Origin of the sequence: Paenibacillus sp. FSL L8-0436 (assembly GCF_038593025.1) — a bacterium.
Classification (GTDB): domain Bacteria; phylum Bacillota; class Bacilli; order Paenibacillales; family Paenibacillaceae; genus Paenibacillus_AQ.
This window is the reverse complement of the sequence record NZ_CP151955.1, coordinates 276,462-290,377: the sequence shown is the minus strand read 5'-3', so window position 1 is coordinate 290,377 and position 13,916 is coordinate 276,462. Positions and strand designations below refer to the sequence as shown.

Here is a 13,916-nt window from a genome sequence, read left to right as displayed (position 1 = left end):
ACTCTTTTCCTCCCTTTGACTTAAAAATATATGCTAAATCGGTGGATTCCGAGGTTAGCCTTTAATGGACCCGAGCGTTAAGCCCTTGATGAAATAGCGCTGGAAAAACGGATACGCCAGCACAATCGGACCGATTCCGATCAGCGCCATCGCCATGCGGATGGTTTCTCCCGGCAATTTGGCCAGTTCTGTAGCCGAACCTTGAATCAAGGCGCTGTTGCGGCTCAGATAATCCGCCTGCGAGATCATTTTATACATCAGGTATTGCAGGGAATAGAGCTTGGTGTCGGTAATAAAAATCATGCTGTTAAACCAGTCATTCCAGTAATGCAGGGTGTTGAATAATCCAATGGTGGCAAAGACCGGCAGGGAGAGCGGAAACACAATCCGAAAGAAGGTTCTTAGTTCCCCGGCACCGTCAATTTTGGAGGCTTCAATCAGCGCAGGCGGCACAGACATCTGGAAGTAGGTTTTCATAATCAGCACGTTAAAAGGCGACAGCAGCATCGGGATGATCAAGGACCATATGGAGTTTTTCAGATCCAGCACCTGGGTGTACACCATGTACCACGGCACCAGCCCCCCGCCAAACAGCATCGTGAAGAAGATCAGAAAGGCGAAGAAGCCGCGATATTTGAAATCCGTCCGTGAGATCGGGTACGCATAGAGCGAAGAGATAAAAACGCTGAGCAGTGTACCGACTACCGTCACAAAGATGGATACGCCGTAGGCTTTTGCAATGATGGTGTAATCCTTAAAGATATAGGCATACGCCTCCAGACTAAGCTTCTCCGGGAAAAATTGATAACCGTTGAGCACAATATAATCATAGTCGGTAATCGAGATCATAAAGACCAGCACAATCGGCAAGAGACAGGCTATCGTCAGGATAATAAAAATAATATGGAGTATCATATTCGTTACTTTGGATATTTCGTTATTGGTCACAGCTTCTCCCTCCTCTCACAAATTTAGAAAACGGCCTGGTCTTTGTCGACCTTGCGCACGATCCAGTTCGAGCCCAGGACCAGGAAGAAGCCGACCACCGATTGGTATAAGCCTGCCGCTGCGGACATGCCCAGATTGCCCATATTGATAAGCGCGTTGTATACATAGGTATCAATGACCAGCGTTGTCGGATACAGCGCCCCGGAGTTTAGCGTGGTCTGGTAGAACAGCCCGAAGTCAGAGCGGAAGATGCCGCCGATCGCCAGGATGGTCGTGATGATAATGACCGGCCGGATGAGCGGAATTGTGATATGAAGTATCTGCTTCCACTTACTGGCGCCGTCGATCAGAGCTGCCTCATAATACTCGGAATCAATGCCGATGATGGCCGCAAGATAAATGACACAGCCGTAGCCCACACCCTTCCAGAGGTTAATTAACGGCAGAATAAACGGCCAGTATTTCGGCTCCGAATACCAGTTGATTTCATTCAGTCCAAACAGGGACAAGACACCCTTATTAATGAAACCGTATTCAACATTCAGAAAGGCGAACACCAGATAACTTACAACGACCATAGATAAAAAATAAGGAAAAAACATAATACTCTGATAAAATTTCGCGGCCAGCTTATTTCTCAGCTCGTTCAGGGCAATCGCAATCGAAACCGCAATGACCAGATTGAGAATAATAAACACGAAATTGTACAGCACCGTATTTCGGGTAATAATCCACGCGTCCGAGGTCGCGAACAGAAATTTGAAATTATCCATCCCCACCCACGGGCTTCTCAGGATTCCATCAACATAGTTGATATTCTTGAATGCAATGATGATTCCGAACATCGGCAAATAATTGTTGATGAGCAGAAAGATCAAACCGGGCAGCAACATCAGCAGCAGCACCTTATGTTTCAGCAAATGCTTAAATATGGACCCTTTATGGGCTCCCGGCCGGACCGGTGAGCTTTGTCCAGTGTTGATCGCGCTCCTCTTCTCATTAGTAATCATCACTTCCGCCTCCTGATTCCTTAAGCAGTCTCTCTCTTCCATGACTTAAGTTTAGCCGGAGAGCGGCGGCTTCTAAATAAGGTGATCTATAATAAAAGTTCGAAATCCTACAGTCTTTTGTGTAGAAAAAGAGAGGGCTTGAAAACCCACGCACGCAAAAAAGAGCAGCCCACAATCCTGCTGTGGGCCACTCGTTTGTGAATACTTCAAAATAGATGTTCTTAAGTGAGTCTGTGAACAGACCATACAATACCTGAAGATGTGCCGCCCAGATCCAAAGGAACCGTCAAACCATCGGATACATAGAACAGACCAATCACATCTCCTGCCGTCAACTCGAATTCACCCGTCAAGGTTACTGTGCCGTTCCCTAGTATCGTGCGGAGCGTTAACAGGAGGGCAATGTTTACATTGAGCAACGGGAATAACCCGCTTACCAAATCTGTTGTTACAGGCGAGGTTCTCCGTACCACAAAGGCCGGATCGACGCCTGCGCCCAAAGCTACCGAAATCGCTGCAGTTGTAGAATAATTGACAGTCGCTTCAATGGAATATCTGCCTGTTGCCGGTATGGTATAGTTTCCTGTAGTTTCATTGAATGTTGGACTATCATAATATGGCGACGCCACAGTCCAAGACTGTTCCGCAGCCCAGTCGGCTTCAGCACAGTCTCTTATCGCAATACAGCACATTTTCAGTTCACATACATTCCGGCCTGCTGCTACTCCTGTCAGCAGCTTACTCTATCCATCCTAATCCTCACTTAACAGATTCTCCAGACTGTTACCCTTCAGCGGATCTTTAGGGTTGAACTGGGGATAAATATACTCCTCATGCTTAAAAGAATACCCGGTAGCCGCGATATCCAGCATCCGGTTCAGCCGCTGCGTCTCTCTGCGCAGCGCCTCCTTCAGCTCCTTCTCCCCGGAGAGGATCTGCAGGTACAGCTGCATCCGCGGGCGGTCGCCCGAGTCCCGCGGCTCGATCGAAACCGTATTGGGATCATATTGATCCATGATTTGCGGTGCGAGCGGATATATTGAATCTTCTGCGGTAGGATAAAATTCCGAGAAATGCCCCAGCCCCGGAGCCATGTTGGGGAGCTCCAGAATGCCGTCAACCACCGGCAGCGCCAGTGCCTGCTTGAATAAAATCGTCAAAAACTCCTTCGATTGCAGAAATTCCCAGACCTTCACCGCCGCCTCGCGGTTAGAGGCGGCACTGTTCACAACAAGCGGAGAATGTGGAATCATCATCAAGGCTCCGGCACCCTTTTGGGCCCTTGATGTTACCGGCGGCAAAGCCACTGCCCAGTCATCCTTTGGCATATATTCCTGCAATTTCACATAATCTTTGCTCGTTACATACATCATCCCGATATTGCCATCGGCGAACTGCCGCAAGGCGCTGTTGCGCTTCAGCAGCGTTTCTCCCGGATACAGGCTGCCCTGTGCCTTCATATCCAGCAGCATCTGCAGCCATGGGGCATAACCGCTCAGATCATAACGGCCGGTACGGTAATTATAAAGATAAGTCCCGCTGTAGGTACTCGACATCTCAAGTCCCGTCTGCAGACTATACTGGCTGTCTCCCGCCGGGAGGCCAAATCCGTATTTATTAACGCCTACCCCGGCCTGGCTGATCTTCCCGGCGAACCGCTCCATATCCGCAAACGTAACGGGCGGCTGCTCCGGATCAAGGCCGGCATTGCGGAACAGCTGCTTGTTGTAAATCAACCGTACCGTCTCAATACTGGAGGGCATAAAATAAATACCGCCCTTATACAGCGAACTGTCCGCAAAGTCTCTCGCCCAAACCGGGAACCTGTCTAAATCGCCGGGATTCAGAAAAGAAGATAATTCGGCCAGATACCCCTTCTCCACATACGTTGCCAGCCAGCCATTATCGACGCTGAACACATCCGGCCCTTGACCTGATGTCATCAGCATGTTCAGTGTATCCCCATAGACATCTGTTGAAAGATTCATGATTATAATCTCAATGTGGTCCGGATTGCTCTTATTGTATTGATGGATCGCATTCTTCACTTCCAGGTTCTCCGTCCAGTCATATAGTGCTATTCTGATCTGGGTAACCGGGACTGCCTCAGGCGCAGGCTCGGAAGCGAAATCAACCAGCAGCGGACGGTCATAAGCGACAGCATAGGCCACAAGCCCGCAAAGGACCAAGGCAATTCCAAGGAAGAGGATTCGTTTCACCGTGCACCTCCTGCGTTGACATCAAGACTTATCGCGTTTTACAATGGATACCAACTATTGGGGTAAACTCGTTCAGTATTTAATATATTCCAATAATATCCGTTAAATGGCAAGCAAAGAATATTCACAGGGCCAGAGGAGGATTCAAATGAAAAAACTATTTGATACTCTTTCCAAGACCCTCTTCCTGTACAATTTCAGCATCCGCAGCCGGCTCATCCTCTACTTTCTCTTCCTTGTCCTTCTCCCGACTACGATCATCTCCATTACCGTTTACAATAAATCGGCGGATATCATCACCCGTAATGTCAATACATCGATTGAGAACAATCTTAATCTTGTACAGGATAATCTGGCACAGCGCTTCGAGAGCGCCAACACTTCCATGGTCTCGCTTTACCTCAATACCGAATTTGCAGATTTGATCTCTTCCAACCGCCCTACCGACAGCACCGGTATTATCAATGAGTTGGCTGCCCTGAACAAAATGCTGGAGAACTTCCCTGCAAACGGGACCTCGGGAAGCAGCTTTGTCCCTATGCTGTATATGCTGAACCGCCCGGAATATACCCAATACAACTTCTCCAGACGGGTCTTTAATATCGACCAGATCTCACTGAAGCCATGGTATCTCGGCATACCGGCCAGATCCGATTTCACCGTCGTCGGCCTAAGCTCACTGGACTCCCGGTTTACGCTTAAATTCGCCAAACGTCTGTTTGGCATACGGCATGCCCAGTTGCCTTATGTCGGGCTGCTCACCATCGATATTCCCGTGACGGAATTCGGTACATTGCTGGAGCACTATAAGCCAACGACGGGCAGCAGAATTTATATTGCAGACCAGACTGGAACCATTGCCATCAGCCCCGAGGAGACCCTGATCGGGCAGAACATCAGCACACAGGATTATTACGGCAAAATGGCTGCCGAACCCGCAGACCCCGGCATCTTTCATTCCTTCGATCATGTGATTCAGGGCGAAAATATGCTCGTGAGCTACAAAAAAATAAAAGCCACCGGCTGGACCATTCTTTCCATCTCGCCCATAAGCGAACTGAATGGAGAATTGGCCTCGTTCCGGCGGGTGATGTATGTCGTTATCGGTATATGCATGCTGGTATCCCTGATGATGGCCCTGTTGCTGTCGGAGAATATCTCTGCTCCTATACGCAAATTTATCCAGTCGATGTCACATGCCGAAAGCGGGAATTTCAACATCATTATCCGCTACCGGCGCAAGGACGAATTTTCCTATCTGTTCAACCGTTATAACAAGCTGCTGCAGCAAATCAAGGCGCTGATCGACAAGCTCTATGTCACTGAGCTGCGCAAAAAAGAAGCTGAACTAAAAACATTGCAGGCCCAGATCAATCCCCATTTTCTTTATAACACCCTGGATTCGATCAACTGGCTGGCCATCAATCATGATGTCCCCGAGATCAGCCATATGGTGACCTCCTTATCCGACTTCTTCAGGTACAGCCTCAGCAAGGGGAGGAATATCATCCCGCTGCGGGATGAACTGAAGCAGGTGGAGAGCTATCTGGAAATCCAGCAATTCCGCTTTCAGGATAAGCTCGCCTATGAGCTGGAGAAAGCCGACCCCCGGCTGCTGGAGGAATGCCTCGTAGTGAAGCTGAGTATCCAGCCGCTCGTAGAAAATGCGATTATTCACGGGATCCAGCAGCGGCGGGGGAAAGGTACAATCCGCATAAGGGTGGACTCTTCCCATGATATCCTTTGCATATCGGTTTTTGACGACGGCGTAGGAGCGGACCCGGAGAGGTTGAACCAGCTGCTTACCGATCAGCAAGGCAACCAGTCTTATGGCATCCGCAATGTACATATGAGAATCCAGCAGTTTTTTGGCGAGTCCTACGGTATCCGTTATTATGCCAACACCGAAGATCAGGCAGGCCTACTGGCTATGATCCGGTTTCCGGTCGTTACTACTTGGGATGAGGTGATTGAAGATGTTGACGATGATCATAGCGGATGACGAGCCGTTTATCCGCCGCAGTCTGATCCATGGGTTCAAGTGGCAGGAGGAGTTCGGCCTTGAGGTCATCGGTGAGGCGGCAGACGGCGAGGAGGCCTATGAATTATGTATGAAGCATACTCCGGATATTCTGTTCACCGATATTATGATGCCCTTTCTGAACGGCCTTCAGGTCGCCGAGAAGCTGAAGGCCGCCGGTTGTCCAACCAAAATCATCATCATCAGCGGCGCACAGGATTTCTCCTATGCCCAAAGTGCGATGAAGGTTAATGCCGAAGGCTATATTCTAAAGCCGGTTAAACTGGGCGAAGTCAAAGACATCTTTCATAAAGTCATTGCCCGGATTCACCACGAAAGAGATAACCAGCTGCATTTGAATCAGTTGAAGAAGCAGCTGCACGACAATATGCCGCTGATCCGCGAGAAATTCCTGCAGAACCTGATCGCCGGACTATACCGCAATGAAGGGGAGATTTGGGAGAAAATCGACTACTTCGCCCTTCCTTTTAAACGAGAAGACCCACTGACGGTAGGCGTATTACAGCTTGACGATTACGGGGCGGCAGTAGACAAATTCACGGAGGAGTATAAGCAGCTGCTCTATTTCTCCATCCAGAATATTATGAGCGAGTGTCTGAACAGCCACCCCTGCGGAATCGGCTTTGTAGCCAGCGAGAATGAGTTTATTATGATCTTTTGTCCGGGGGAGGAGCCTGCATCAGACTCCATCTCAAGCCTTTGCGAGCAGATTATCGCCAGTATCAAAGAATATCTGCGTCTTGACGCCTCGATTGGCATCGGCAGAACCTGTATGCTCGCCGGACAAATCGAGAACTCCTATAAAGATGCGCTGGCCGCGCTGGCTTACAAATTTTATACCGGCCATGCTTCCATTCTCCATATCAAGGATATTCAGCCGGATACGGAAACGCTGCAGAGCACTTTTTTTTATAAATTCCATGCCCAGCTGATGAATGAGCTCAAGGCAGGCCATACGGACAAAGTAATGGAGCTGCTGGAAACCCTGTTCACCATGCTTGAAGGGCCCAAGCTGCAAATCGGTTATGTACAGAGCATCTGTGCGGAGATCATCTTTACTTCTGCAAGAGCCCTGTATGAAATTGATGAGGAAATCGAACGGGTGCTGAATGACCGGATTACTATCATGGATACACTCTATATCCAGAAAAATATTGGCGGACTCAAAAGCTACATGCTCTCTCTTTTTCATGATCTAAGCGCATATGTGGCAGGCAAAAACACCTCAAAGAACAGCAGAGCCATCAACAAAATCCGGAGTATCGTGCAGGAGGGGTATGCCCAGGAGCTGTCCATCTCCAGGATTGCAGAGGAGGTCTTTCTGACCCCCAACTATATCAGCCTGATCTTCAAAAAAGAAACCGGTGAAACGATCACGGACTATATCACCAAAATTCGCATGGGCAAAGCCAAAGAGCTGCTGCAGACTACAGATCTGAAAGTGATGGAAATTTCCGAAAGGGTAGGCTATGAGAACCCCCATTATTTCAGCACCGTGTTCAAGAAAACCGTGGGCGTCCACCCGCTCAAATACCGGTCCGACCAGGAAGAGACGCCGTAATCCGGCTATTTATAAATATAGGATTTCACACCTATCCTGGAGAAAATGGTGTTTCTGGCACCCTTGTTCTCCGGCGTAGGGACAGCCGCCCTCATCGCCAATCCACTAATATAGGCAAAGTTGGGATGCAGCGCCTCGTCGGTAAAATAAGCAGAAATCCGGCTTCCCGGCACTCTGTGCCGGTTGAGTGCGGCAATCATTTCCTCCGAGCTTTTGATGCCCAGCCCATGCCCGTAGTAGCGGTCATCCCCAAGCATGATCGCATTCTCGCCCTGCCATTCCGGCTTATCCGGGTTATGGTCGGGATTCTTGAAATAGACCACATCTCCTGGCAGCATATCAGACTTCTCGAAGGTGGTAATCATCTGCAGATTGCTGTCATAATTCCAGTCCCACAGGAAGATGTCTCCGAAATGCCGGTCAAAGGCGGCGTCCCCGATCGCCCCGATCGTCGCTTTATAAAGAATCATCACCATAGCCATCGCGCATTCAAATGCATAGAGAGATCCGTTCTCAAAAATATCATTGATTGCCGCCGAGGGTGCGACACCTTCCTTCAACTGAAATCCGCCGTTGTCCGTACGGGTCCAATACCTTGGATTGCAGCGGGAGTTCTTAAAGTTGGAAAAGTCAGTTCCGCCGTCATTCATGGATTCCGCCGCCGCGATAATTCCCGCCCGCATGCTCCGTTCAAAAGACGGATCTCCAGGTCCATATCCAATCCCCATTCTGCTCTGCCCCTTTCATCTTAAGTTCACAAAATATAGGTTATTGTACGTGTCGGGACTTCAGTTGGTGCGGGGCAGCGGAAATTTAACGAGATAAACTTCAGGCACTTTATTCGGAGCTGCCGGTTTCCTCCAGAAACCAGCGGTTCACCCGTGCGGTCTCTTCGGTCAGAATATCCAGATAGATGGAGGTCCGGTAATCGGTCTCCTTGAGGCTTTTGCCCGTAATCTCGGCGATCCGGTTCAGCCGGTACATCAATGTGTTGGTATGGATATGCAGAAATGCGGCGGACGCCTTCAGATTGCCGTTCAAAGACAAGTAAACGGCGATCGTTTTGAGAAAATCGCTTTTGTGTTCACGGTCATGCTCCTTCAGCGGATACAGCAGTGCACTTCGGCGGGTCATGCTGCGTTTCTGCTCCATAATGGCCGGAATATACGCCCAGAAGCCGATTTCCTCATAGAGCAGCAGCTCGCGGGCATGATAGGGCAGCAGCTTTTTAAGCTCCAGAATGGACAGTGCCTCCCGGTAGGCGACAGCAGCAAGGGTATATTCCCGGTATCCCGGACTGCAGCCTGCCGCTAGCGTACAGCTTTCGCTTTTGCTCATATCGCGGATCAGCTTGTGCACGAATGAAGCCAGCCTCTCTGTCCCTTCTACCGGAAAAAGAAACGAAAACAAAATAATCAGCCGGTTCTGCTCCGCCGTCAAAAACAGCAGGCGCTGCCCGGCATAGGTGTCCATCATCTGGCGAAACCTCAGCAGAAAATGCTCGTCGATCACCCGGTTGCTCTCCAGCACGCCGATATAATAGCTTTCCGGCAACAGGATCGACCCGTTCTCCGCTTCCTGACGGATGCGCGGCTCATTTTCATAGTGCGAGGTCAGCAGCTTCCAGAAGAAATCTTCATGTGTCTTATCCTGCTTCATCTTCCACCCGCGTTGCTTCAGCAAATATCGCCCGGCGATGCCGGCGGCCTTCTCCACGATGCTCTCCGCATGGCCTGAGGCCAGATTGCCCCGGTCCACAACCCAGATATAGCCGAGGATTTCCTGCTGGTGTTTGATGCACACGGCAAGCCGGGGCCCCAGCCCAACCTCCATAACCGCCGGAATACGGATAGGATGTGCTGCGTTCTCCAGCTGATGCATCACACCTTTTTTCCGGAGACCAATAATAACTGTGTTCGGGACACGTTTGCCGATAATGGTGGAGATGCGGGCCGGGTCGCTTTCAAACTCATGGGAGCTGTACCCGATGACATGATGGTTGCTGTCTTCAATCGTTACCTGGGACTGAAGGGATTCGCTGAGGGTATCCGCCAGGGATTCCATGCTGTCAAAAAAACGGTCAAATATTGGCTCTGAATCTGTCATATTCCCACCCCAACCTGAAGAATAGCCGAATTTTCGCTACAGAGTGATTACATTATAGTACTCCGAGCAGCGGCTGACTATAGGGTGATGAAAGAAAACCTAACATGTCCTGCGATAAATGATGAGTGTACCGCTAACTCCCCTCAAATTCTCGATTTTCCGCCCCAAACCCGGCAACAAAAACAGCCCGGTAATTTCACCGGACTGCTTAAGATTAACCTTCTGCTCTTTTTTCGGTTCTATATACTAGATCAGAGTGAACTCTTGTTCTAATGCTTTCTCTACCGTAAAGTACTCTTCCCCGAGAGCTTCCGCTACGGCCTGGCAGGTGATCTTTCCATTGGCCACGTTGACACCGCTCTTCAGACCGGCATCGTCCTCAATCGCCTGGAATACCCCTTTATTGGCAATATGCAGCGCATAAGGAACTGTAACATTGGTTAATGCAATCGTTGAGGTTTTGGCTACAGCGCCCGGCATATTCGCTACCGAATAGTGCAGTACACCATATTTCTCAAATACCGGATTGTCATGGGTGGTGACCCGGTCGATGGTTTCAACGATACCGCCTTGGTCAATCGCCACGTCAACAATGACCGAGCCCGGCTTCATCGACTTCACCATTTCTTCAGTGACCAGCTTCGGAGCTTTCGCACCCGGGATCAGCACTGCGCCAACCAGCAGGTCCGCTTCAGCAACCGCTTTGGCAATGTTGTAAGGATTGGAGATTAGCGTATTAATCTGTGCGCCGAAGATATCGTCCAGCTGGCGGAGTCTGTCAGCGCTGAGGTCAACAATCGTCACTTCCGCGCCCAGGCCAATCGCCATTTTGGCTGCGTTTGTGCCGACTACCCCACCGCCGATAATGCTGACCTTGCCTCTGCTGACGCCGGGAACACCAGATAGCAGAATGCCTTGTCCGCCATAGTTTTTTTGCAGAAATTGTGCCCCGAGCTGCACGGACATCCGTCCGGCCACTTCACTCATTGGCGTAAGCAGCGGCAAGGTGCGCTCATGGACAACTGTCTCATAGCCGATGGCGAAGACGCCTCTATCTTTCAATGCAGCGGCGAGGGACGGTTCCGGGGCAAGGTGCAAATAAGTGAAAAGGATGAGGCCCGGGCGGAAGTAGCCATATTCGCTTTCCAGCGGCTCTTTCACCTTCATCACCATTTCGGCGGCATCCCATACGGCAGAAGCTTCAGCGATCAGCTCCGCTCCGGCGGAAACATATTCTTCATTCAGAAATCCGCTGCCTGCTCCTGCGCCGGCTTCCACCAGCACTTTATGTCCTTCGGCTACCAGGCTGATTACTCCGGCAGGGGTAATGGCTACGCGGTTCTCATTGTTTTTAATCTCTTTGGGTACACCAATAATCATCGTTAATCGCTCCCGTCTTATGTGTTTCTCTTATGTAAAGAATTATAACATGTGATTTCTCAAGACAATTTGGTGAAAAATAAAAACTTTATCTTCCATGATTGTGTTTTTACACAATGGAGGTGATGGACACCCGTTGATCATTTTACCAAAGCATTGGTGTATATAGCAAACCGGGGAATACCGCGCACAAAAAAAGACACCAGCTCAGGTGTCTTTCGTACTGAATTATTTTGTTAAGAAGATGGGTAACATGCCGGTCATAGGATGGATTTAAGAGAAATTCAAATTGAATGTCATGTTTAATAACATAAGTTACTTGGATAATACAGCCAGTACCGTTTCCAGTACAACATTCACCCCTTTTTCGCAATCTTCATAGGAGGTAAGCTCTTCTTCACAGTGGCTTTTCCCGTTCACGCTGGGCACAAAAATCATTGCCGCTGGCAGAAATCCGGCCACAAACTGCGCGTCATGCCCTGCTCCGCTGGCCATCTTTTTACTGCTGTAACCCAGCCTCGATGCTGCCTGCTGAGTCAAAGCGCAGATCTCCGGATCGAACCACACGGTATCGCGTCCCCATAGCTTGGTCTTGGACACCGAACACTCCAGCACCTCTTCGGGTAGGCCGCCTATGATATGCTCAACTTCACGGACAATATCCATATCCTTGTGTCTAGCCTCGACGGTAAAAATCACCTTATTAGGAATGACCGTATGAATATTAGGCAGCACGTTCATTCTGCCCATTGTATAAACCAGCTCCGAATCCAGCAACCCCAGCTTGCTCCGCAGCTCCGCAATCAGGTCGGTGGCGGCAAACAAGGCATCCTTGCGCATATCCATCGGCGTAGTTCCGGCGTGATCCGATTCACCCGTCACTTCAATCTCATAGCAGGCCATGCCTACAACACAGTCGACCAGGCCAATGGCGAGATTTTCTCTCTCCAGCACAGGTCCCTGCTCGATATGCAGCTCCAGATATGCAGCCGCTTCCTTGATCCGGTTCGCAGCCTCTCCCGCATAGCCGCTCGCTTCCAATGCCTCTCCGAAGGTCGCCCCCTCCGGGTCCTTTTTCTTCAGCATTTCCGTCTTGTCAAACTTCCCGGACAATACACCGGAGGCCATCATCGAAGGCTCAAAGCGTGCACCCTCCTCATTGGTGAAATTCATCACCGTCACCGGCAGCCGGGGCTTGATGCCATGGTCAACCAGGGTCCGCACTACTTCCAGGCCGGCTATGACGCCAAGCACACCATCGAAGCGGCCGCCCTTCTTGACCGTGTCCAGATGCGAGCCAATCACCACAGGCGGCCCTGCTTCCGTTCCTGCGAGTGTGGCGTACATGTTGCCCATATCATCCACTTTGACCGACATACCCAGCTCTTCACAACACGCAGCGAAGTAATTCCGCACCTTCACATCCTGCTCCGACAACGACAACCGGGTAACTCCGTTATTGTCCGTACGTCCAAAATCGGCAAAGGCCTCAATCGTATCCTTCAATCTCTCACCGTTCACGAATATTTGCTTAAGCTGCATGGGCCTATCCCTCCATTTTGAACGCATACTTATACAGATTCTTTGCTTTCTATATATGTTATACCATTGCCTCAGATTGTCATTTTACACACTGTAATAATTATTTTTCTGAATTGTTCACGATGTGTTACAACGCCGTTAAGGAAGTCTGTTAGAATATGAGCTGTCAGCAAGGAAGACGGGCTGGCCAACCATTGTGAAAGGGGAGTAATCTTATGAACACCATTTTGCGCAGCGGCTCAGCACAGGCTGAGATCAGCACCCTAGGAGCGGAGCTTGTCAGCTTCACCAGAAAAGACACAGGCACTGAATATATATGGAGCGGGGACGCCGCGTATTGGACAGGCCGTTCTCCAGTGCTGTTCCCGATTATCGGGGCTGTCCGGAACGGAGAGATCAAGGTTGGTGGACAAGCGTATAAGCTTGCCAATCACGGCTTTGCCAGACGCAGCGAATTTACAGTTGTTGAAGCGGACGAGTCCCGTGCGGTCTTCCTTCTCACCAGCAGCGAGCATACTCTGTCCAGTTATCCGTTTCAATTCAACCTGTATATTACATACACGCTGAACGATAGCACTCTTAAGCTGGATTACCGGGTAGAGAACATTGATGGAGGCAACCTTTCCTTCCAGCTCGGCACACATCCTGCATTCAACTGCCCGCTGGATGAGAACGGAAGCTTCATCGACTATGTGCTCGAGTTCTCCGAGGCCGAAAACCTCGACCGGGAGTTCCTGAATGATGCCGGACTTCGGATCAGCGGTAAATCAGAGCCTGTGCTGAGGGAAGAGCGCAGCCTTCCATTATCCCATGAAATGTTCAAGGACGGCGCGCTTATTTTCCAGAATGTGAACTCCCGGCAGATCACGCTGAAAAGCAGACTTACCGGAAAAAGCGTTGCTGTATCCTTCGAAGGCTTCCCGGATCTCGGCATCTGGCAGCCGCTGAATGCACCTTTTGTCTGCATCGAGCCTTGGCAGGGATTCGCAGACAGTGATGTCTTCGAAGGCGAGCTTTCGGAAAAAGAAGGCATTGTCACCCTGTCGCCAGGAGAACATTTCGCCAGCTCCCTGACGATAGAAATTAATTAATACTACATGCTTCATAAC

General features: G+C 50.0%; 11 protein-coding genes. 3 read left to right on the top strand and 8 right to left on the bottom strand.

All coding sequences use genetic code 11. The features are described from left to right. Positions 1-54 precede the first annotated feature (54 nt). From NSS79_RS01410 to NSS79_RS01395, 4 genes are all read right to left on the bottom strand, one after another. The gene (locus NSS79_RS01410) at positions 55-948 is read right to left on the bottom strand and encodes a carbohydrate ABC transporter permease (RefSeq protein ID WP_038584856.1); all 894 of its coding nucleotides are present in this window, start codon (positions 946-948) and stop codon (positions 55-57) included. A 23-nt stretch (positions 949-971) separates the two neighbouring features. Continuing rightward, the gene (locus NSS79_RS01405) at positions 972-1,958 is read right to left on the bottom strand and encodes an ABC transporter permease subunit (RefSeq protein ID WP_342437998.1); all 987 of its coding nucleotides are present in this window, start codon (positions 1,956-1,958) and stop codon (positions 972-974) included. A gap of 221 nt (positions 1,959-2,179) precedes the next feature. Next, positions 2,180-2,587 carry a hypothetical protein gene (locus tag NSS79_RS01400; protein ID WP_342437997.1) on the bottom strand — a complete coding sequence of 136 codons (408 nt, stop codon included), beginning with the start codon at positions 2,585-2,587 and terminating at the stop codon, positions 2,180-2,182. A gap of 123 nt (positions 2,588-2,710) precedes the next feature. Continuing rightward, complete coding sequence (locus tag NSS79_RS01395; protein WP_342437996.1) at positions 2,711-4,177, bottom strand: extracellular solute-binding protein; 1,467 nt, start codon at positions 4,175-4,177, stop codon at positions 2,711-2,713. Positions 4,178-4,325: 148 nt separating this feature from the next. Between NSS79_RS01395 and NSS79_RS01390 the strand changes: the two genes are divergently transcribed. Both NSS79_RS01390 and NSS79_RS01385 read left to right on the top strand, forming a co-directional pair. Continuing rightward, a complete protein-coding gene (locus NSS79_RS01390) occupies positions 4,326-6,179 on the top strand; it encodes a sensor histidine kinase (RefSeq protein ID WP_342437995.1) in 1,854 nt (617 codons plus the stop codon). Next, the gene (locus NSS79_RS01385; protein WP_342437994.1) at positions 6,154-7,779 is read left to right on the top strand and encodes a response regulator; all 1,626 of its coding nucleotides are present in this window, start codon (positions 6,154-6,156) and stop codon (positions 7,777-7,779) included. Before NSS79_RS01390 ends, NSS79_RS01385 begins: the two co-directional genes overlap by 26 nt. Positions 7,780-7,784: 5 nt before the next feature. Here the strand turns inward: NSS79_RS01385 and NSS79_RS01380 are convergent, their stop codons facing one another. From NSS79_RS01380 to NSS79_RS01365, 4 genes are all read right to left on the bottom strand, one after another. After that, positions 7,785-8,507: a protein-glutamine gamma-glutamyltransferase gene (locus NSS79_RS01380; RefSeq protein ID WP_342437993.1), complete on the bottom strand. Its 723-nt coding sequence runs from the start codon at positions 8,505-8,507 to the stop codon at positions 7,785-7,787. Between the two features lie 109 nt (positions 8,508-8,616). Next, positions 8,617-9,885, bottom strand: coding sequence for a helix-turn-helix domain-containing protein (locus NSS79_RS01375; protein ID WP_342437992.1), 1,269 nt, complete (start codon positions 9,883-9,885; stop codon positions 8,617-8,619). Positions 9,886-10,131: 246 nt separating this feature from the next. Next, positions 10,132-11,265, bottom strand: coding sequence for an alanine dehydrogenase (gene ald / locus NSS79_RS01370; RefSeq protein WP_342437991.1), 1,134 nt, complete (start codon positions 11,263-11,265; stop codon positions 10,132-10,134). Between the two features lie 315 nt (positions 11,266-11,580). Beyond that, positions 11,581-12,807, bottom strand: a complete 1,227-nt coding sequence (locus tag NSS79_RS01365; RefSeq protein ID WP_342437990.1) for a Zn-dependent hydrolase — start codon at positions 12,805-12,807, stop codon at positions 11,581-11,583. 215 nt (positions 12,808-13,022) lie between these two features. On the opposite strand from NSS79_RS01365, the gene NSS79_RS01360 reads away from it, so the two are divergent. Next, complete coding sequence (locus NSS79_RS01360; RefSeq protein WP_342437989.1) at positions 13,023-13,898, top strand: aldose 1-epimerase family protein; 876 nt, start codon at positions 13,023-13,025, stop codon at positions 13,896-13,898. Positions 13,899-13,916 lie beyond the last annotated feature (18 nt).

What these genes read in the sequence shown, in the direction of transcription:
- NSS79_RS01385 (WP_342437994.1), top strand. Translation starts at nt 6,154, where the DNA reads ATGTTGACGATGATCATAGCGGATGACGAGCCGTTTATCCGCCGCAGT.
- NSS79_RS01365 (WP_342437990.1), bottom strand. Translation starts at nt 12,807, where the DNA reads ATGCAGCTTAAGCAAATATTCGTGAACGGTGAGAGATTGAAGGATACG.
- ald (WP_342437991.1), bottom strand. Translation starts at nt 11,265, where the DNA reads ATGATTATTGGTGTACCCAAAGAGATTAAAAACAATGAGAACCGCGTA.
- NSS79_RS01390 (WP_342437995.1), top strand. Translation starts at nt 4,326, where the DNA reads ATGAAAAAACTATTTGATACTCTTTCCAAGACCCTCTTCCTGTACAAT.
- NSS79_RS01405 (WP_342437998.1), bottom strand. Translation starts at nt 1,958, where the DNA reads ATGATTACTAATGAGAAGAGGAGCGCGATCAACACTGGACAAAGCTCA.
- NSS79_RS01375 (WP_342437992.1), bottom strand. Translation starts at nt 9,885, where the DNA reads ATGACAGATTCAGAGCCAATATTTGACCGTTTTTTTGACAGCATGGAA.
- NSS79_RS01380 (WP_342437993.1), bottom strand. Translation starts at nt 8,507, where the DNA reads ATGGGGATTGGATATGGACCTGGAGATCCGTCTTTTGAACGGAGCATG.
- NSS79_RS01360 (WP_342437989.1), top strand. Translation starts at nt 13,023, where the DNA reads ATGAACACCATTTTGCGCAGCGGCTCAGCACAGGCTGAGATCAGCACC.